Genomic DNA, 17,576 nt, shown 5'->3' with positions numbered 1-17,576 from the left:
AGTGGGGTCTTATGTGACGTCAACCACTGGATTGTGATACCGGATAGGTATTGCGCCATGCCGAAGTTGGCTTGGACAGGTATCGAAAGGGCTGCCTAGCGTGGATGGAACCCACGACTTTCAGGAGCCGTCGATGTCTCGTTACTCGCCCACCGAACTGCGCGATGCCCTCGGGTCGGGCCTGCTGTCGTTCCCGGTCACGCACACCGACGCCGACCTGGCCCTGGACGAGAACGGCCTGCGCGAGCACCTGCGTCACCTGCGGCAGTTCGACGCGGCCGGGCTGTTCGCGGCCGGTGGCACGGGCGAGTTCTTCGCGCTCACCCCGGCCGAGGTGGAGCGCGTGGTGCGGATCAGCTCCGAGGAGGTCACCGAGGTACCGGTGGTCGGCCCGGCCGGCTACGGCACCGGCATCGCCGTGGACATGACCCAGGCCGCCGAAAGAGCCTGTGCGGACGGCATTTTCCTGCTTCCGCCCTATCTCACCGAGATGACGCAGGAGGGGCTGTACGAGCACGTGGCCCGGGTCTGCTCCTCCACCTCGCTGGGGGTGGTGGTGTATCACCGGGCCAACGCCCGGTTCACCGCCCGGACGGTGAACCGGCTGGTGGCCGAGTTCGGCAACTTCATCGGCTTCAAGGACGGCATCGGCGACATCGACCTGATGGCCAACCTCTACGCCACGCACGGCGAGCGCCTGGTCTACGTCGGCGGGCTGCCCACGGCCGAGACCTACGCGCTGCCGTACCTGGAGCTGGGCGCCACCACGTACTCGTCCGCCATCTACAACTTCGCGCCGCGCTGGGCCGGTGAGTTCTACCGCTCGGTGCGGGAGCGCGACCGCGAGGACGTGTACCGCCGACTGCGCGAGTTCGTCTTCCCCTATCTGGAGATCCGCAATCGCCGTGCCGGATACGCGGTTTCGATCGTGAAGGCGGGTCTGGCGGCGGTCGGCCGGCCGGCCGGGGCGGTGCGCCCGCCGCTGGTCGACCTCACCGCCGAGGAACTGTCCGACCTCACCGACCTGGTCAAGAAGGTGGTCTGAACCATGCCGACCGTGGAACTCACCGGCGAGATGCTGATCGGTGCCGCCGCCGTGCCGGGCGACAGCGGCACCTTCACCGCCCGCGACCCGCGCACCGGCGAGGAGCTGAAACCGGTGTACGGACTGGGTGGTCCGCCGGAGGTGGCGCGAGCCGCCGCGCTGGCGTGGACGGCCTTCGACGAGTACCGGCACACCGACGGCGAGCGGCGGGCGGCCTTTCTCGACCGGATCGCCGCGAACCTGGAGGACGTGTCGGAGCAGCTGGTGGCGCGGGTCGTCGCCGAGACCGGGATCGCGCAGCCGCGGGTGCGGGGCGAGCTGGCCCGCACGGTGAACCAGTTGCGGCTGTTCGGCCGGGTGCTGCGCGAGGACAGCTGGATCGGCGCACGGATCGAGCCGCCGCTGCCCGGGCGCACCCCGCTGCCTCGCCCGGACTTGCGTCAGCGCAAGATCCCGCTGGGGCCGGTGGCGGTGTTCGGCGCCTCGAACTTTCCGCTGGCCTTCTCGGTGGCCGGTGGCGACACCGTCTCGGCGCTGGCGGCGGGCTGCCCGGTGATCGTGAAGGCGCACAGCTCGCACCCGGGCACCTCGGAGCTCGTCGGCCGGTCCGTTCAGGCGGCTGTGGCCGAATCCGGGCTGCCGGAGGGGGTTTTCTCGCTGCTGTTCGGCGGCGGGTCGACGCTCGGCACCGCGCTGGTCTCCGATCCCCGGGTGCGCGCGGTGGGGTTCACCGGTTCCCGCGCCGGCGGCCTGGCCCTGGTGGCCACCGCGGCGGCGCGGCCGGTCCCGATCCCGGTCTATGCCGAGATGTCCAGCGTCAATCCGGTTTTCCTGCTGCCCGGCGCGCTGGCGGCGGCGCCGGAGGAGCTCGGCCGGGCCTTCGTTGCCTCGCTCACCACCGGGACCGGTCAGCTCTGCACCAGCCCGGGACTGGTGTTCGCACTCGATTCTCCCTACCTGGAGCGGTTTCTCGCTTCGGCCGCAGAGGCGGTGCGGGCCACCGGCGCGGCGCCGATGCTGAGCCGGGGCATCTGCTCGTCGTACGACGAGGGTGTGCGCCGCCGGGCCTCCCGTCCCGACGTCACCGAGGTGGCGGCCGGTGGCCGCGACGACTCGATCGATGCCGAGGGGGTCACCCACCTCTTCACCACCACCGGTAGCGCGTTCCTGGCCGATACCTCCCTGCACGAGGAAGTTTTCGGTGCGTCGTCCCTGGTTGTCAGAATCATGGACGACGAGGAGCTGCCGCGCGTGGTGGAGGCTCTGGAGGGTCAGCTCACCGCCACGGTGCACGCCACTGACGACGATCTCGGCCTGGCTCGTGAGCTGCTGCCCACGCTGGAGCTCAAGGCCGGGCGGCTGATCTTCAACGGCTGGCCCACCGGCGTGGACGTGGGGCATGCCATGGTGCACGGCGGTCCCTACCCGAGCACGTCCGACGGGCGCAGCACCTCGGTCGGCACGCTGGCGATCGAGCGGTTCCTGCGCCCGGTGGCCTACCAGGACCTGCCCGCCGGACTGCGGCCCGCAGGGCTCGACGACGCGAACGAGCTGGGCATCGTGCGCCAGCTGGACGGCGAGTTCGGCCGGGCGTGAACGGTTCTGAGGCGGTGAGGGAGAGTTCGATGGCGGTGGAGCCGGAGGTGACCACGGGCGTCCCCGTGGTCACCGCCCTGCGGGTGGTGCCGGTGGCGGGCGAAGACAGCATGCTGCTGAACCTGAGCGGCGCGCACGGCCCCTACTTCACGCGCAACGTGGTGATCCTGACCGACAGCGCGGGTAACACCGGCCTGGGCGAGGTGCCGGGCGGCGAGGCGATCCGGGCCACGCTGGCCGACAGTGAGCCGTTCGTGGTGGGGCAGCCGGTCAGCCGGTACAACGCCGTGCTGCGGCAGGTGCGCACCGCCTTCGCCGGGCGCGACGCCGGGGGCCGCGGCCTCCAGACCTTCGACCTGCGCACCACCGTGCACGTGGTGACGGCACTGGAGTCGGCTCTGCTCGACCTGCTCGGGCAGTTCCTCGGGGTGCCGGTGGCGGACCTGCTCGGCGACGGGCGGCAGCGTGAGGTCGTGCCGGTGCTCGGGTACCTGTTCTTCGTGGGTGACGCGGCGCGCACCGGACTGCCCTACCGCCGCACCGGCAGCGGGGACGCCTGGGAGGTACTGCGCGACCGGGAGGCCCTGACCCCTCAGGCCGTGGTGGCGCTGGCCGAGGCCGCGCACGAGCGGTACGGGTTCGGCGACTTCAAGCTCAAGGGCGGGGTGCTGTCCGGTGCGGACGAGGTGGACGCCGTCGTCGCGCTGCACGAGCGGTTTCCCGAGGCCCGCATCACGCTCGACCCGAACGGCGCCTGGCCGCTGGAGGAGGCCGTGACGCACGGGCGGCGGATGCGGGGAGTCGTGGCCTACGCCGAGGACCCGTGCGGTGCCGAGGCCGAGTTCTCCGGCCGGGAGGTGATGGCCGAGTTCCGCCGAGCCACCGGCCTGCCCACGGCCACCAACATGATTGCTACCGACTGGCGGCAGCTGGGCCACGCGATCCGGGCCGGCGCGATCGACATCCCGCTGGCCGACCCGCACTTCTGGACGATGGCCGGCTCGGTGCGGGTGGCGCAGCTGTGCGAGGCCTGGGGTCTGACCTGGGGCTCGCACTCGAACAACCACTTCGACATCTCGCTGGCCATGTTCACCCACGTCGCGGCCGCGGCACCGGGCGAGATCACGGCCATCGACACGCACTGGATCTGGCAGGACGGCCAGCGCCTCACCCGGCGACCGCCGGTGATCGAGAAGGGCGGCATCCGCGTGCCCACGGCACCCGGCCTCGGGGTCCGGCTGGACGAGGAACGGCTCGACCGGGCGCACGATCTGTACCGCCGCAACGCGCTCGGCGCGCGTGACGACGCCGTCTCCATGCAGTATCTGATCCCGGGGTGGTCGTTCGATCCGAAACGACCGGCCCTGGACCGGTGAGGCGATCTGGATGGGGAGTACCGCGATGACAGTGCTACAGGTCGGCCAGCTGATGCCGTCCCTGGCCGAGACCCTGCAACGGCGCTACCGGGCGATGGTGCTGCCGGAGGGCGAGGCCCGGGAGGCGTTCCTGGCCGAGCAGGGTGGTGCCGTGAGGGCGGCGGTGACGTCGGGAGGCCACGGGGTGCGGGCCGACCTGATGGCGGAACTGCCGCGGCTGGGCGCCATCGTGAACTTCGGGGTGGGCTACGACACCACCGACGTGGACACCGCCGCCCGGCGCGGCATCCTGGTGAGCAACACGCCCGACGTGCTGACCGACTGCGTCGCCGACACGGCGGTGGGCCTGATGATCGACGTGATGCGGGGTTTCAGCGCCGCCGACCGGTTCGTGCGGGCCGGGCGCTGGAGCGAGGGCAGGTTCCCGCTGACCCGGCAGGCCAGCGGCCGCCGGGTGGGCATTGTCGGGCTGGGCCGGATCGGCGGCGCGATCGCCCACCGGCTGGAGGCCTTCGGCTGCACGATCAGCTACCACAACCGCAACCAGGTGCCCGGCAGCCGGTACCGCTACCGGCCCGATCTGGTCGAGATGGCGCGGGAGGTAGATGTTCTCGTGGTCGCGGCGGCGGGTGGCAAGGGCACCGCCGGGCTGGTCGGCCGGGAGGTGCTCACCGCCCTCGGGCCGCAGGGCTACCTGGTCAACATCGCGCGCGGCAGCGTGGTGGACGAGGACGCGCTGGTCGGCCTGCTGCGCGACGGCGGCCTGGCCGGGGCCGGGCTGGACGTGTTCGCCGACGAACCGCACGTGCCGCCGGCCCTGCTCGGCCTGGACAACGTGGTGCTGCTGCCGCACATGGGCAGCGGCTCGGTGGAGACCCGGGCCGCGATGGAGGAGCTCACGCTGGCCAACCTGGACAGCTTCCTGCGCTCGGGCACCGTGCTGAACCCCGTCTACTAGAAGGGAATCCGTGGATGAGCATCGTCGTCGGCTACTGGCCCACGGCCGAGGGACGCGCCGCGCTGCGGCACGGCGCGGCCGAGGCCCGGCATCACCGCACCGATCTGCTGGTGATCAGCGAACCCGGTGACGCAGAGGCCTGCGAACGCGACGCCCTGAACAGCACCGACGGTCTCGACGGGGCCAGTGGGAGTGTGACGACGAGGCAGGCCTCCGGGGACGGCATGGCGGCGGAGCTCATCGACGCCTCGTACGCCGACGGCGTCACCCTGCTGGTGATCGGCCTGCGCCGGCGGTCGCCGGTGGGCAAGCTGCTGCTCGGCAGCACCTCCCAGCGGGTGCTGCTGGAGGCCGGGTGCCCGGTGGTGGCGGTGAAGCCCCCGGCCGGGGCAGCCGACCGGAGCTGACGGCCGGGGACTCAGATCCCGAACCGGGTCCGAGCCTCGGCGCTCACCGGCGTGAACAGGTTCACCAGGTTCCCCTCCGGGTCGCGGAACAGCAGCGAGCGGTTGCCCCAGGGCATGGTGGTGGGTTCCTGCACCACGTCGTCGAGACCGTCACGCAGCCGCTCGTACTCGGCGTCCACGTCGTCGACGCGGAACTCGACGATGAGCGACCGGTTGGCGGCGGGCTCGGCCACCCGCTCGCCGAACAGAGCCAGCGTGGGCGTGCCGGCGACGGCGAGAGCCAGCCCGCCGATGCGGATCTCGGAGAACTGGTCGGTGTGCCGGGCGGCCGTGGCACCGGTGACCCTCTCGTAGAAGGCGGTCGTGGCGGCGACGTCGGCGGTGATCAGGCGGACGGAGGCGAAGCTGATGGTCATGGCTCGACCGTAGGAGGGATACCGGACAGCATCCGCCCGGATTCCGTGACAGTCTTCGGCGGTGACCCGGCCCACCTCGCGCGTGCTCGCCCTGCTGGAGATGCTCCAGGCCGGTGGCACCCGGCGGGTGGCCGACCTGGCCGACCGCCTGGGTGTGGACGAGCGCACCGTGCGTCGTTACGTGCAGCACCTGCTCGACCTCGGCATCCCGGTGACGTCGGTGCGAGGACGCTACGGCGGCTACCACCTGGCGCCCGGCTACCGCATGCCACCGCTGATGCTCACCGACGACGAGGCCGCGGCCGTGCTGGTCGGGCTGGTGGTGGGCGACCGGGCCGGGCTGCTGCCCCGCTCGTCCGCCTCGGCCGGCGCGCTGGCCAAACTGCGCCGGGTACTGCCCGCGACGCTGCGCCCCCGGCTCGAAGCCCTGCTCGCCACGGTGTCTTTCACCACCCCGGCACGGGATCCGGCCGATGCCGACCTGGCCGTGCTGCTGACCCTCGCCACCTGTACGCACGAAGGACGACCCACCGAAATCGGGTATCTGGACCGGCACGGGCGGGCGAGTGTGCGGGCCGTCCGGCCCGGCGGAATCGTCGCCCACGCGGGCCACTGGTACCTGACCGCCACCGACCTGGCTGTCGGCGAACCCCGCACCTTCCGCCTGGACCGCATCACCCACGCCCAGGCCGTCACCACCCCGGAGGCCATCACCCCGAGAACCGCCGCCCCGAGAACCGCCGCCCCCGAGGCCACCACCGTGGTCCGGGACCGCCGGGCCGCAAGCGCCCGCAACGCACCGACCGGCACCGCTACCGACCCAGACACCGCCACCGCCACCGCCACCGGCCCAGACACCGCCTCCGACCCCGCCGGCGCCGTGCTGCGTTCCCTGGCCGCCACCCCCTGGCAGCACCGGGTGGTGTTCCGGGTGCGCGGCGAGGCGGAGACCGTGAGGCGGCGCCTACCCCTCGGCCTGGCGATCGTCGAGCCACTGCCCGGCGGCGAGGCGCTGCCCGGCGGCGAGGCCGGCAAGGCGGCTGAGGCGGGCAAGGCGGCTGAGGCGGGCAAGGCGGCTGAGGTGGGCGAGGTACGGGTGCGACTCAATGCCGAGCGGCTGGACTGGGTGCCGGCCCTGATCGCCGGGCTGGACCTGCCGTTCGTGCTGGAGGAGCCACCGCAACTGCGCGACCGGATGCGTGAATTCGCGGGGCGCCTGCGGGACATGACGGAATTGTCCGGTCGCGAAGATCCAATTTCCCCCTGAGACTCGGGACATGCCCAGCACAGGACAGCAGGATGCGTCGGACCAGGTGGACAGGGTGGTGGACGGCGCCATGAACGGTGTGGACGGCTCCAGCCACCGGATCGCGAACATCGGCGAGCGCACCCTGCGGCTGGCCGAGGACGCGGTCTACGTGGCCGTGGCCGCGCTGCTCGTGGTCGGCGCGGTGGTGCTGCTGGTGGAGGCGGCCGGCGAGCTCGGCGGCCTGGGCCACGGGGCCGACACCGCGGTGCTGGCCCTGCTGGACCGGCTGCTGCTGGTCTTCATCCTGGTCGAGCTGATCTTCGCGGTGCGGATGACGCTGAGCCGGCGCGAGATCGTGGCCGAGCCGTTCCTGATCGTCGGGATGATCGTGTCGATCAAGGAGATCATCCTGCTGTCGGTCGAGGTGGCCAACGTGCTGGAGGGCGAGCCGACCACCGAGGGCACCCGCGACCCCAGCGAGTTCGCGCTCCAGATCGCGCTTCTCGGGCTGCTGGTGATCGTGCTGGCGGTCAGCGTGCTGCTGCTGCGGATGAAGGAGCGGGAGCCGGTGGAGGGCGAGCGCAACCAGCAGTACGACGAGCCCCCAGCCGGCGTCGGCCCGGTGCCGGAGAACGCCCGCGACAAGAACAGCGGAAACACCAAACAGCACCAGGCCGGCGAGAACTCCTAGAACTTCTGATACATCACATGCAGGCCGACCAGCCCGTGCGCCTTGCTGTCGAAGGCCTCCGGCACGATCCCGATCGTGGCGAAACCCAGTGATTGCCAGAGCTTCACGGCCACGGTGTTGGTCTCGACCACGGCGTTGAACTGCATGCCGTGATAGCCCCCGGAGCGGGCCCAGGCCAGCACGTACTCACCCAGGGCCCGGCCCACGCCCTGGCCGCGGGCCTTCGACGACACCATGAAACTGGCTGTGGCCACGTGTGATCCGCGGCCCGGGCGGTTCGGGCCGGAGTGCGCCGTGCCGAGCACCGTGCCGTCGTCGTGCACCGCCACCACGGTGATCGAGGGCGCCGGCTCCACCCAGACCTCACGGGTGCGCTGCTCGGTCCAGTCCGGGTCGTAGGCGTAGGTCTCGCCGCCGTCGATCACCTCGCGAACGATCTCGTACACGGCAGGCCAGTCGGTGTCTTCGAAAGCGCGAATCTTCACGAGCCAAAATTAATGGACGACGAGGAGCTCGTGACGGGCTCCTCGTCGTCCATCAATTGAAAGAAGGCTCAGTTGCCGCGGATCAGCTTGGTGGCCAGGATGGCGGCCTGCGTGCGGCGCTCCACACCCAGCTTCGCGAGCAGCGAGGACACGTAGTTCTTCACCGTCTTCTCGGCGAGGAACAGCGTCTCGCCGATCTGCCGGTTGGTCATGCCCTGGGCGATCAGCTCGAGGATGCGCCTCTCCTGCGCGGTGAGCGACGCGAGCTGGTCCGGCTCGGAGGGCTTTTCACCGTTGCGGATGCGCTCCAGCACCTTCAGCGTGACGGCCGGGTCGAGCAGGCTCTGCCCCTGGGCCACCGTGCGCACGGCGTCGAGCAGGTCGGTGCCGCGCACCTGCTTGAGCACGTAGCCCGCGGCGCCCGCCATGATCGCGCTGAACAGAGCCTCGTCGTCCTGGTAGGAGGTGAGGATGAGCGCCTTGATGTTGGGGTCGGCCGAGCGCACCTCGCGGCACACGTCGATACCGCTGCCGTCGGGCAGCCGGGCGTCCAGAATGGCCACGTCGGGACGCAGCGCGGGAATGCGGCGCTGTGCCTCCTGGGCAGAGCCGGACTCACCGACCACCTCGATGTCACCGGCCGCCTCCAGCAGGGCGACCAGCCCACGACGGACGACCTCGTGGTCGTCGAGCAGGAAGACCCTGATCAAAGTCCTCTCCTCGCCTTCGTCTGTGCGGCCCGCCGGGCGGTTCCGCTGTGGCTTCCGCCGGTTGCGGGAATGCCTGTGGCACCACCGTATCCGCGCACCCGGTGGCAGGTCGAAAGTCCTTTGACCCCGAGTGCGCGGAGAGTGACAGGACCTAGGTCCCGAACCCCCGATGCCCAGCGCCTCTGACCGCCTGTGGTAACGGAGCGGATTCTGGGAACGAGGATTCCGGACCGGATCGACACTCGACGGGAGTAGGCCATGAATGGTGAGTACACGCCGCGGATCGTGGCCGGTTTCGACGGCCGCTGGCAGCACACCCAGTTGCTCGACCGCGCGGCCCAGGAGGCCGAACGCCGTCATCTGCCGCTGACGCTGATCACCGACCTGCGCCGGCGCAACGGAGCGGGTTTCGACCCGCGCGACGAACGCACGGACGACGCCCCCGGTGTGGTCGCCGCCTGGCGCCGGCTGACCGACGCGGTGGAGGCGCTACGGCTGCGCTACCCGCTGCCCAACATCAGCGGCTACTGCCTGGACAACGAGGACATCACCCCCGGCGCGTTCCCGATCAGCGCCGCCAGGCTGCTGGTCGTCGGGGCCACCGGTCGCTACAACGCCCCGGCCTGGGAACCCGGCTCGGTCAGCGCCGCCCTGCTGCGCGCCGCCACCTGCCCGGTGATGGTGGTGCCCGAGGGCGCACCGCGCAGGCCGCTCGGGGCGCACCCGTTCATCCTGGCCGCGGTCGGCTCGCATCCCACCGACGCCCAGGTGGTCACGGCCGCCGCGCAGGAGGCCCGGCGCCGCGGTTTCGACCTCCAGGTGCTGCACGTCGAGCCGAGCCGGGGCAACACCGGCTGGGGCGTGTCCGACGCCGTGGCCCAGGTGCCGGACGTGCAGTTCAGTGTGGTGCGCACCACCGGCGACCCGGCCGACGCACTGGCCGAACTGGGCCAGAACGCCGAGCTTCTGGTGGTCGGCAGCCGCCCGGGCGAGCTCTACCGCCCGGTGCGCGAGTCGATCAGCCGGGGCGTGATCCAGGCCCCGCCGTGCCCGGTGCTGGCGATCCCCCGCGAGCTCCCGGTCCCGACGACGGCGGCCTAGCGCCGGTCTGGAGCCCGTTCCCGTTCAGGGGCAGGGAGTCTGGACCTGGCGCACCCGCACCACCGGGCAGGCGGCGGCCCCGGCCACCGCGCGGCTGGCCTCCGGGTCCAGCACCATCAGGGACGCCCGGGCCGACTCGTCGAGCAGGATCTGCTCGGTGCGGCCGGCCGGGGCGCTGGTGACGACGGGCAGCCAGGGGTACTCGGCGCGGATCATGGTGGCCAGACGGTCGAGATCGGCCTGCACCGAGACCTGCTCGGCGGGTGCGCAGGCGTGCACCAGACGCAGCTGCGCGCCCCGCCGGTAGGCCTCGTCGGCGGCGAACACGATGGCGCCGCGCCCGCAGACCGAGTCGCTCACCCCGACCACCACGACGTCCGCGGCCAGACTCTCCATCGGGTCGAACGGTGCAGACGTCATGACCAGTCCTCCAGGATGCGTAACCGAGTTCATGCTTAGTGTGAGCAGCGAACAGCACCCACGGACGGGGCGAAAGTCCCTTGCGTCGGAAAAAGCCCGCGCCACTTCAGCACCACGGCGTGATCGTTCGCGCACCCTCCGGCACCAGGTGACGGGGCACACCCTCCCAAACCGCCTTCATGGCCATGACCTCGGGTTTTCGGCGCGCCGATCATCACCCGCCCCGTTAGCCTCGAGTAGATGTCCGAGTCTGACCCACTCACCCGGGACCAGTCCGCTCCCAGCCCTGTGAGCCGCCGCCTCCGGAAGAAGGCGTCCGACGTCCGCCGCTGGCTCGTGCGGCAGATGTTCCGCCGGCCGGAACACCCCTGGCGGGCCGCGGCCCGTTTCCTGGTGTCCCTGTTCGCCGCGCTCGCGATGGCCGGCATCGCGGTCTCGATCTACCCCTACCGCTCCACCGTGGCCAGCGTCGACATCGTGGTCAGCGGCTCGGTCACCCCGGCGCACCGCGGGATCACCGTCGACTCCAGCCTCGGCTCGCTCCAGTTCCGCGACGTCACCGCGCTGCCCATCGGCCTGCACGTGACCCCCCGCATCGACCTCGACGCGGTGCGCGAGGTCACCGACGGCGGGGCGGCCTTCAGCAGCGAGTTCCGCTCCGACCTGGAGAGCCAGGTCCCGGCGATGATCCTGCACTTCGTCGGCGCGGCCGTGCTGGGGCTGGCGATCGGGGCACTGATCGGCGACCTGATCGTCGACGGCGCGGTGTCGGTGCTGGCCAAGACCGATCCGATCCGGGCCGGCACCCGGCGTCACCGCCTGGCCGCCACCGGAACGCTGGTCGGCACCACCACGGTGGTCGCGGTGCTGGCCCTGAGCGGCACCGTCGGCCTGACCTACCGTTCGGACTGGTGGCAGCGCTACGCCGTGACCGGGCTGCTGGCCGACATCGCCGCCACGCCGGACAAACTCGCGGCCCTGGACGCGCGTGACGCGGGTGCCGCCGACAAGGTGCGCGCGGTGCTGCGGCTGCAAGACGCGCTGACCCGGCCACCGACGTCCACCAACACCCCCGAGACCGCGTACAACGTCATGTTCATCTCCGACGTGCACCGCCGCGACATCTACAACTACCTCCAGGAGTACATCGACGCGAACGACGTCAAGCTGCTGATCAACAACGGTGACGAGACGCTGGTGGGCAACACCGCGGAACTCACCGACAGCTACGTCGCCTCGATCCGGAGGATCACCGAGAAGACGCCGATGATCTGGATCAAGGGCAACCACGACTCGGCGGGCGTGGCGAGCAAGATCGGGGCGATCCCCGGCGTCACCGTGCTCGATCAGGAGGTCGTGACGGCGATGGGCCTCCAGATCTACGGCGTGGGCGACCCGCGCACCTACGGCGCCGGCGGTGACGCCGGTTCGGACGACGTGGACACGGTGACCAGGATCGAGACCGCAGCGGCCACCTCGGCGGTCGAGAACCTGAACCGGGACACCTATTTCGACCTGCTGCTGGCGCACGAGCCGGTGATGGCCGACGCGATGGCCACCACCCTGGGGCAGTCGGTGCGCGCCACCTCGTCGGGACACGTGCACCACCAGAACGACACCGCGGACCTCCAGACCGACGACCGCGGCCACATCCGCCTGGTCGAGGGCACCACCGGCCTGGGCGGCCTGCTGGCCGACGCCGGCGACCCGATGGAGTTCTCGATCCTGTCGGTGGGCACGAACTGCCAGTACACCCGGATCATCCGCTACCAGCTGGCCGACCCGGCCCTGCCGGACGAGACCCGGGCCGAGACCTACGGCAACAACTCGGCTTTCGACGTGCACTACTTCGAGCCGCAGCAGCTCAAGGACGACCGCACCTGCTCCGCCGACGACGGCATCGCCACCCCGGTGCCGGCCAGCGCCACGAATCTGGCCACGGTGCAGGACTGGTCGAGTGCCGAGCTGACCGAGGAGTCCCTGGCCACGCCGGACGAGGTCACCCCCGAACCGGTGAGCACGGCCGACGAGGCCGGTGACGCGTCGATCGCGGCCACCGCCGGCGACTCGACGCCGTCCGAGGCCACCGGTTCCACACCTTCGGGCTCGGCCACGCCATCGCCCTAGGTGCCGTTGAATTGAGGACGACGCCGGGCTTTCGCGGCCCGGCGTCGTCCATCGTTCTCAGGTGGTCTGCGACGAGGTGACCGGCCGGGGCACCGGTAGCTTCCAGGTGACCCATCCGGCGTCCTTGAAGCCCAGGGCCGGTTTCTCGACCAGCTTCCAGCTGAGCAGGGCCACCACCGAGGCGGCGGCCAGCCCGGCGGGCGCGAAGACCCAGATGCCGTAGGCGGATACGCCGACCAGGTTGAACACCTGGAGCAACGGCCAGTGGTAGACGTAGAGGCCGTACGAGATGTCGGTGCGCGGCTCGGGCACCCGCACCCGGGAGACGGCGAGGGCCAGGCACAGGTAGCCGAAGGCCGGCCCGGCGAGCACCCGGTAGTCCTCGAAGAACACGATCCCGGCCACCACCAGGGCCGCCGAGGCCAGGGTCAGCCAGCGGTTCACCGGCACGTGGTGGGCGTACAGGTAGAGCACCGAGCCGATCAGGAACATGAAGGCCAGCCGGATGATCCGCTCCTGGCCGAGATACAGGATGCCGTAGTCGTTCAGCACGGTGACCACCCAGAGGGCGCCGACCGCGCCGAGGGTCATCACCGGGCGGCGGCGCAGGCCGCCGAACACGCCGAGGGCGATGATCGAGGCGTAGCAGGCGGCCTCGTAGAACAGCGTCCACAGCGAGCCGTTCAGCACGCCGGCCATCTCCACGTCGCTGGGCAGGCCGCTGATCCCCCACTGCCGCATCATCAGCGCGGCGTTGCGGACGACATAGTCGAACGACGAGTCCTGGCCGGTGATCAGGGTTCTCATCGGGACGCCCTGGACCCAGGCGATCAGCGGGGCCAGCATGGTGGCACTGACCACCAGGCAGACCCAGAAGCCGGGCATGATGCGGAGGAATCGGTGCCAGGCGTAGCGGCGCACCGAGTCGAGCCGCAGGTAGCTGCCGACCAGCAGGAAGCCGCTGAGCACGAAGAACCCGTCGACGCAGAGGTCACCGAGCCCAGTGTGAGCGAACCCCGGCTGCCAGCCGTACCCGATCTGGGTGGCGTGCGTGACCCCGACGGCCAGTGCGAGTACCAGTCGGATCAGGCCTAAATGATTCTCCTTGGACTTGAACCGCGTGCCAAGGGTTTTCGGGTCGGCCCCGCCCCGGTGCGGGCGAGGACGCCGACGCCCCAGTGCTCCCCGCAGCACCCGCACCAGGATCTTGAACCGCGAACGCCGCAACGGCGGGTCAGGATGCTTCTGGCGAATCTCTCGCCGCAGCGGCAGCACAGTGGTGGGGGCGGTCGGCGGCCCGGACATCCTGGACGACGAAACACCTCGTGGATTCGTCACCGGGCCCGTGGTGGCGGGGCTGCCGGTGGCGGGGCTGCCGGTGGCGGGATTGCCGGTGGTGAGATTGCCGGCCGGGGCGCTACCGGTAGCAGGGTTGCCGACCGAGTCGCTGCCGGAGGTGGCGCTGCTGCGGGCCGCATCAAGCGCCACCGCCTCGGGAGCGCTCGTAGCGGGGGCACCGCTGGTGGGGATACCGCCGGCGAGGCCGCCAACGCTCGGGGCACCGACACCCGGGCCACCAACACTCGGGCCACCGACACCCGAGACACCAACACCCCAGCCACCGACACCCGAGGCACCGGCACCCGAGACACCAATACTCGGGCCGCCGATGGTGGGCGCCCTGTCGGCGCGGCGGCCAGTGGTGGCGGTGCTTCCCGTTCCGGTGGCGCGGATATCGGTGTCGCCGGTCCCAGGTCCGCCAGGCTGGGCGGTTCGAGGCTGGGCGTTTCGGGGCTCGGAACCGGCCGACGCAGCGATCAGAGGCATACCGCTGGGGGCGGTGACCGTTTCACCAGGCAGCGAAATGGCCGCCTGCACGCCCGGCTCAGCAGCCGGGGCGGGATCCGCCGCCGTGCGAACAGGCGCAGCCGCAGACTCGCGGCCCAGCGCGCCCGGCCGCCTCGCCGGATCGGTCGCCGGCGCCGAAACCCGGCCGTGGTCAACCTTCTCAGCACTCTCAGCAGCGGCACGGCCACGACCGACCTGCGGCGCCGGCTCCAGCGGGGGCCGGGCCCCCGCCGTGCCCTTGCGCATCTCGGCGGCCATCCGGATCTCGCCGGTCGAAGGACCGGGACCGGGAAGAGGCGGGGTGGAATCGGCCTCGGGCTGGTCCGGATCGAAGATCTGCGGGTACGACCATCCCGAAGTCCCACCCCCGGAAACCCATTCGGAATCGTCGATCACCCTGAGGCTGGCGGTCCACGCGGCGTCGTCGATCTGCCGCGGTTCCGGCTGTCTCTCGGGTTCCTCGTCACCGCTCTCGGCGGCCGGGTCGACCGGCTGGCCCTGGATCGTCTGCCCGGCCTGCGGGTCGATCACCGGGATCTGGCCGGTGGCCAGGGTGGCTCCGGTGACCGGGCCCGCCTCGAAGTCCAGCCGGGGCCGGACCGGGAGCGGCGTTGGCTCCTGCGAAACCAATGTTCCTCTCCCCTCGGCCTGCGTTCAGGCCGCTCTCGCGTCGTCCGCGATCTGATCGTCATTTCACGGCGAGCCACACTTCCGGCGACTACCCCGAAATGCTCCGCCCCCACCCGTCAGGAGGAAATCAAGCAGCCATAAATCCATGGTCAATCCGGGAACCGGGATCTGCCTGGTCAGGGGCATGACCAGGGGTGCCCCAAAGGCTGCGGAGCGCACCTACACGCAGGTCAGAACCCTTGGGAGAATGCTGGGAAAACGCTGGTTCACCAAGGTTGCCGCGACAAGTCTCACAGTGCTCCGTTAAGCATTTTCAGCTGGCCGGGGCACCGTCGCCCGGCCGTCGCCCCCGGGCTCGCCCGAAATCCACCGTTCGCCATACTGAACGGGTGTCCGTGAGGATGAACGCGCCCTCCGGCGTTCAGCCCAGCAGAACGAGTGATCGGTGCCGAACGCCCATGCTTCCCGACGACGACGCCCCTCTCGACCCCAAGGCCGTGCTGGCCGCAGCCCTGCGCAGCGAGCGCGAGCGCGGCGGGCTCTCACTGAGCGAGCTGGCCAAACAGGCGGGACTGGCCAAATCCACGCTGTCGCAGCTGGAGTCGGGGTCCGGCAACCCGAACGTGGAGACGCTGTGGGCCCTCGCGGCGGCCCTGGACCTGCCGGTGAGCCGGCTGGTCGACCCGCCCCGGCCGAAGATCGAGGTGGTCCGCAACGGGGAGGGCACCCCGCTGCTGTCCGAACAGGGCGATTACGCGGCATTTCTGATGTCGGCGGGCCCGGCGGGCGTCGTGCGTGACCTGTACCGGCTGAACGTCGGGATCGGCCCCGGCCGGATCTCCGAACCGCATGCGGTGGGCGTGGTGGAGCACGTGATCATCGGCACCGGAAGGGCTCTCGTCGGACCGACCAGCAACCCGGTCGAGCTCGGCCCGGGCGACTACATGGGCTACCCGGGCGACGTGGAGCACATGTTCCAGGCCCTGACGCCGGGTGTGCTGGCCACCCTGATCAGCGAGAGTCGTTGACCCATGGGCAACGGCGCGCGGTCTGGCGTCGTCCACCATTGACCCTAAGCTCGGGCCCCATGAGCGACGACCCTTTCGACCTCGCCAGATTCGTCGAGGCCCAGGACTCCGGCGGCACCTACGACCAGGCCGTGCGGGAGCTGCGCGCCGGGGCGAAGACGAGCCACTGGATGTGGTTCGTGTTTCCGCAGGTCGCCGGGCTCGGGCTCAGCCCGACCTCGGTGCGGTACGCGATCAGCGGCCTGCCCGAGGCCCGCACCTACCTGGCCCATCCGGTGCTCGGGCCGCGGCTGGTGGAGTGCGCGACCATCCTGCTGGGCCTGAGCGGCCGGACCGCCACCGGCGTGCTCGGCGAGATCGACGCGGCGAAACTGCGTTCTTCGATGACGCTTTTCGCCTACGCCGACCCCGAGCAGGAGACCTTCCGGGCGGTGCTGTCGAAGTTCTTCGACGGTGAGGAGGACGACGCCACCACGGCCAGGCTGGGCGAGGTCACGCCAGAGGGTGAAGAAGAAGACTGAGCAACCCGGCGACCAGGGCCGCGGCCGGCAGCGTCAGCACCCAGGCGGTGAGGATGTCGCCGGCCACGCCCCAGCGCACCGCCGAGCGGCGCTTGGTCGCACCCACGCCCATGATCGCGGCGGTGATGGTGTGCGTGGTGGAGATCGGGGCGTGGAAGGCGTAGGCCGTGGTGTAGAGCACCGACGACGCCACCGTCTCGGCCACGAAACCGCGGGCCGGGTCGAGCTCGATCACGCCGCGCCCGAGGGTGCGCATGATCCGCCAGCCGCCCGACGCGGTGCCCAGGCTGATCGCCGCGGCGGCCGAGAGCGTGACCCACAGCGGGATCCCGGTGCCGCTGTGGTAGCCGCCGGCGATCAGCGCGAGCGTCATCACGCCCATCGTCTTCTGCGCGTCCTGGAGGCCGTGCCCGAGCGACATCGCCGCGGCGGAGGCGATTTGGGCGGTGCGGAAGCCGCGGGTCACCGGGGTCGGCCGGGCCCGGCGGAACAGCCACAGCACGCCGACCATCGCCACGAACGCCAGGGCGAACCCGACCAGTGGCGACAGCACCATCGGGATGACGACCTTGTCGAGGATCACCGACCAGTGCACCGGCGAGGAGACCACCACCGCGGCCCCCGCGAGCCCACCGATCAGGGCGTGGGACGACGAGGAGGGCAGCCCCAGCGCCCAGGTGAACAGGTTCCAGGTGATCGCGCCGGCCAGTCCGGAGAACACGATGAGCAGGCCCTCGTGGCCGTCCGGGGGACTGATGATGCCGCTGCCCACGGTCTCGGCCACGCCGTGGCCCAGCAGGGCGCCGACGACGTTGAAGACGGCGGCCATCAGCAGGGCGGTGCGCGGGGTCAGGGCCCGGGTGGAGACGGCCGTGGCGATCGCGTTGGCGGCGTCGTGAAAACCGTTGGTGTAGTCGAAGACCAGGGCAACGGCCACGACCAGGACCACCAGGGTCAGGGTCAGCGAC

General features: G+C 71.0%; 17 protein-coding genes. 11 read left to right on the top strand and 6 right to left on the bottom strand.

Translation table 11 applies throughout. From position 1 onward, the window contains the following. Nucleotides 1-133: 133 nt before the first annotated feature. Genes kdgD through KIH74_RS27730 form a run of 5 tightly spaced genes read left to right on the top strand, consistent with a single transcriptional unit; the run spans nucleotide 134 to nucleotide 5,382 of the window. Nucleotides 134-1,045, top strand: coding sequence for a 5-dehydro-4-deoxyglucarate dehydratase (gene kdgD / locus KIH74_RS27750; protein ID WP_214159306.1), 912 nt, complete (start codon nucleotides 134-136; stop codon nucleotides 1,043-1,045). Between the two features lie 3 nt (nucleotides 1,046-1,048). After that, nucleotides 1,049-2,641, top strand: a complete 1,593-nt coding sequence (locus tag KIH74_RS27745; protein WP_214159305.1) for an aldehyde dehydrogenase (NADP(+)) — start codon at nucleotides 1,049-1,051, stop codon at nucleotides 2,639-2,641. A gap of 29 nt (nucleotides 2,642-2,670) precedes the next feature. Continuing rightward, nucleotides 2,671-4,017: an enolase C-terminal domain-like protein gene (locus KIH74_RS27740; protein ID WP_214159304.1), complete on the top strand. Its 1,347-nt coding sequence runs from the start codon at nucleotides 2,671-2,673 to the stop codon at nucleotides 4,015-4,017. 25 nt (nucleotides 4,018-4,042) lie between these two features. Continuing rightward, on the top strand, nucleotides 4,043-4,975 hold the full coding sequence (locus tag KIH74_RS27735; RefSeq protein ID WP_214159303.1) for a 2-hydroxyacid dehydrogenase: 933 nt from the start codon (nucleotides 4,043-4,045) through the stop codon (nucleotides 4,973-4,975). Between the two features lie 14 nt (nucleotides 4,976-4,989). Next, nucleotides 4,990-5,382, top strand: a complete 393-nt coding sequence (locus KIH74_RS27730; RefSeq protein ID WP_214159302.1) for a universal stress protein — start codon at nucleotides 4,990-4,992, stop codon at nucleotides 5,380-5,382. Between the two features lie 11 nt (nucleotides 5,383-5,393). Here the strand turns inward: KIH74_RS27730 and KIH74_RS27725 are convergent, their stop codons facing one another. Then, the gene (locus KIH74_RS27725) at nucleotides 5,394-5,792 is read right to left on the bottom strand and encodes a VOC family protein (protein WP_372492137.1); all 399 of its coding nucleotides are present in this window, start codon (nucleotides 5,790-5,792) and stop codon (nucleotides 5,394-5,396) included. 67 nt (nucleotides 5,793-5,859) lie between these two features. On the opposite strand from KIH74_RS27725, the gene KIH74_RS27720 reads away from it, so the two are divergent. Beyond that, nucleotides 5,860-7,065 (top strand): helix-turn-helix transcriptional regulator, encoded by a 1,206-nt coding sequence (locus KIH74_RS27720; protein WP_214159300.1) that lies wholly within the window; start codon nucleotides 5,860-5,862, stop codon nucleotides 7,063-7,065. Nucleotides 7,066-7,075: 10 nt separating this feature from the next. Beyond that, the gene (locus KIH74_RS27715) at nucleotides 7,076-7,738 is read left to right on the top strand and encodes a phosphate-starvation-inducible PsiE family protein (protein WP_214159299.1); all 663 of its coding nucleotides are present in this window, start codon (nucleotides 7,076-7,078) and stop codon (nucleotides 7,736-7,738) included. Here the strand turns inward: KIH74_RS27715 and KIH74_RS27710 are convergent. Together KIH74_RS27710 and KIH74_RS27705 are read right to left on the bottom strand one after the other, a co-directional pair. Continuing rightward, nucleotides 7,735-8,223 carry a GNAT family N-acetyltransferase gene (locus tag KIH74_RS27710; protein WP_214159298.1) on the bottom strand — a complete coding sequence of 163 codons (489 nt, stop codon included), beginning with the start codon at nucleotides 8,221-8,223 and terminating at the stop codon, nucleotides 7,735-7,737. The two genes, KIH74_RS27715 and KIH74_RS27710, sit on opposite strands and share 4 nt — an antisense overlap. Before the next feature lie 68 nt (nucleotides 8,224-8,291). Beyond that, nucleotides 8,292-8,933, bottom strand: a complete 642-nt coding sequence (locus tag KIH74_RS27705) for a response regulator (protein WP_214159297.1) — start codon at nucleotides 8,931-8,933, stop codon at nucleotides 8,292-8,294. 258 nt (nucleotides 8,934-9,191) lie between these two features. Between KIH74_RS27705 and KIH74_RS27700 the strand changes: the two genes are divergently transcribed. Next, on the top strand, nucleotides 9,192-10,034 hold the full coding sequence (locus KIH74_RS27700; RefSeq protein ID WP_214159296.1) for a universal stress protein: 843 nt from the start codon (nucleotides 9,192-9,194) through the stop codon (nucleotides 10,032-10,034). A gap of 24 nt (nucleotides 10,035-10,058) precedes the next feature. On the opposite strand, the gene KIH74_RS27695 is transcribed toward KIH74_RS27700, so the two are convergent. Then, on the bottom strand, nucleotides 10,059-10,454 hold the full coding sequence (locus KIH74_RS27695; protein ID WP_214159295.1) for a hypothetical protein: 396 nt from the start codon (nucleotides 10,452-10,454) through the stop codon (nucleotides 10,059-10,061). A 240-nt stretch (nucleotides 10,455-10,694) separates the two neighbouring features. Between KIH74_RS27695 and KIH74_RS27690 the strand changes: the two genes are divergently transcribed. Further along, nucleotides 10,695-12,581: a metallophosphoesterase family protein gene (locus KIH74_RS27690; RefSeq protein ID WP_214159294.1), complete on the top strand. Its 1,887-nt coding sequence runs from the start codon at nucleotides 10,695-10,697 to the stop codon at nucleotides 12,579-12,581. Between the two features lie 57 nt (nucleotides 12,582-12,638). Here KIH74_RS27690 and KIH74_RS27685 read toward each other — a convergent pair whose 3' ends face one another. Beyond that, nucleotides 12,639-15,059 carry an acyltransferase family protein gene (locus KIH74_RS27685; protein WP_214159293.1) on the bottom strand — a complete coding sequence of 807 codons (2,421 nt, stop codon included), beginning with the start codon at nucleotides 15,057-15,059 and terminating at the stop codon, nucleotides 12,639-12,641. A gap of 458 nt (nucleotides 15,060-15,517) precedes the next feature. On the opposite strand from KIH74_RS27685, the gene KIH74_RS27680 reads away from it, so the two are divergent. Together KIH74_RS27680 and KIH74_RS27675 are read left to right on the top strand one after the other, a co-directional pair. Next, nucleotides 15,518-16,087, top strand: a complete 570-nt coding sequence (locus tag KIH74_RS27680; RefSeq protein WP_214159292.1) for a helix-turn-helix domain-containing protein — start codon at nucleotides 15,518-15,520, stop codon at nucleotides 16,085-16,087. A gap of 59 nt (nucleotides 16,088-16,146) precedes the next feature. Next, nucleotides 16,147-16,608 (top strand): DUF1810 domain-containing protein, encoded by a 462-nt coding sequence (locus tag KIH74_RS27675; RefSeq protein ID WP_214159291.1) that lies wholly within the window; start codon nucleotides 16,147-16,149, stop codon nucleotides 16,606-16,608. Here the strand turns inward: KIH74_RS27675 and KIH74_RS27670 are convergent. Continuing rightward, nucleotides 16,580-17,572: an inorganic phosphate transporter gene (locus KIH74_RS27670; RefSeq protein WP_246573250.1), complete on the bottom strand. Its 993-nt coding sequence runs from the start codon at nucleotides 17,570-17,572 to the stop codon at nucleotides 16,580-16,582. The genes KIH74_RS27675 and KIH74_RS27670 overlap by 29 nt on opposite strands. Nucleotides 17,573-17,576: the final 4 nt, after the last annotated feature.

The organism is Kineosporia corallincola (assembly GCF_018499875.1).
In the GTDB taxonomy this organism is placed as follows: Bacteria; Actinomycetota; Actinomycetes; order Actinomycetales; family Kineosporiaceae; genus Kineosporia; species Kineosporia corallincola.
Note: the sequence above shows the minus strand (reverse complement) of the source record. Positions and strands in the feature narration are given on the sequence as shown.

Bases quoted from the DNA above. Each gene is read 5' to 3' on its own strand.
- kdgD (WP_214159306.1), top strand. From the start codon at position 134: ATGTCTCGTTACTCGCCCACCGAACTGCGCGATGCCCTCGGGTCGGGC.
- KIH74_RS27745 (WP_214159305.1), top strand. From the start codon at position 1,049: ATGCCGACCGTGGAACTCACCGGCGAGATGCTGATCGGTGCCGCCGCC.
- KIH74_RS27740 (WP_214159304.1), top strand. From the start codon at position 2,671: ATGGCGGTGGAGCCGGAGGTGACCACGGGCGTCCCCGTGGTCACCGCC.
- KIH74_RS27735 (WP_214159303.1), top strand. From the start codon at position 4,043: ATGACAGTGCTACAGGTCGGCCAGCTGATGCCGTCCCTGGCCGAGACC.
- KIH74_RS27730 (WP_214159302.1), top strand. From the start codon at position 4,990: ATGAGCATCGTCGTCGGCTACTGGCCCACGGCCGAGGGACGCGCCGCG.
- KIH74_RS27715 (WP_214159299.1), top strand. From the start codon at position 7,076: ATGCCCAGCACAGGACAGCAGGATGCGTCGGACCAGGTGGACAGGGTG.
- KIH74_RS27700 (WP_214159296.1), top strand. From the start codon at position 9,192: ATGAATGGTGAGTACACGCCGCGGATCGTGGCCGGTTTCGACGGCCGC.
- KIH74_RS27695 (WP_214159295.1), bottom strand. From the start codon at position 10,454: ATGACGTCTGCACCGTTCGACCCGATGGAGAGTCTGGCCGCGGACGTC.
- KIH74_RS27690 (WP_214159294.1), top strand. From the start codon at position 10,695: ATGTCCGAGTCTGACCCACTCACCCGGGACCAGTCCGCTCCCAGCCCT.
- KIH74_RS27680 (WP_214159292.1), top strand. From the start codon at position 15,518: ATGCTTCCCGACGACGACGCCCCTCTCGACCCCAAGGCCGTGCTGGCC.
- KIH74_RS27675 (WP_214159291.1), top strand. From the start codon at position 16,147: ATGAGCGACGACCCTTTCGACCTCGCCAGATTCGTCGAGGCCCAGGAC.